Annotated in this window: 1 protein-coding gene; it reads left to right on the top strand. The window is 72.0% G+C overall.

Translation table 11 applies throughout. The annotated features are described in order from the left end of the window. Positions 1–210 (top strand): hypothetical protein (locus G3I78_RS49125; protein WP_164437157.1); only part of this gene is annotated, 210 nt, incomplete at its 5' end. Between the last annotated feature and the right edge of the window lie 211 nt (positions 211–421).

Below are 421 nucleotides of genomic sequence, written 5' to 3'. Positions count from 1 at the left end.
CGCTACACCCAGTGCGACCTGGTCGGTCAGCACCGCTTCCGCGTCGGGAGCGCCTCCACGGGCCGGGCTTCCGTCGTCTACGACCAGTGCTCCCGGAAGAACAACCGAACGCTGGCGTCCTTCCTGCAGATCGTCGGGCAGGGTTCCCTGCCGGCCGAGACGGACCTGACCGTCAGCCACCGCGACGACGGCGACGGCATCCGCCCCTGACTTCCTGGCCGGAAGCCCGGCCCACTGGGCCGGTCTGCTTTCACGAGCCCCGGCCTCCGAGCCGGGGGTTCCCCTGCCTGTGGCGTTCTCCTCCCGGACTCGCGTCCGGGGTGCCGAGCAGGTTCGTGGTGGTGCGCTGGTGGTCGTCCGTCGTCGTGACGGGCGACCTGGTGACCGCGGTCCCGAGGGACCGTCACGCGTGGCGCAGGCG

This window comes from Streptomyces sp. SID13726, assembly GCF_010548375.1.
Lineage (GTDB): Bacteria > Actinomycetota > Actinomycetes > Streptomycetales > Streptomycetaceae > Streptomyces.
This window is presented reverse-complemented; position numbering and strand designations above follow the sequence as displayed.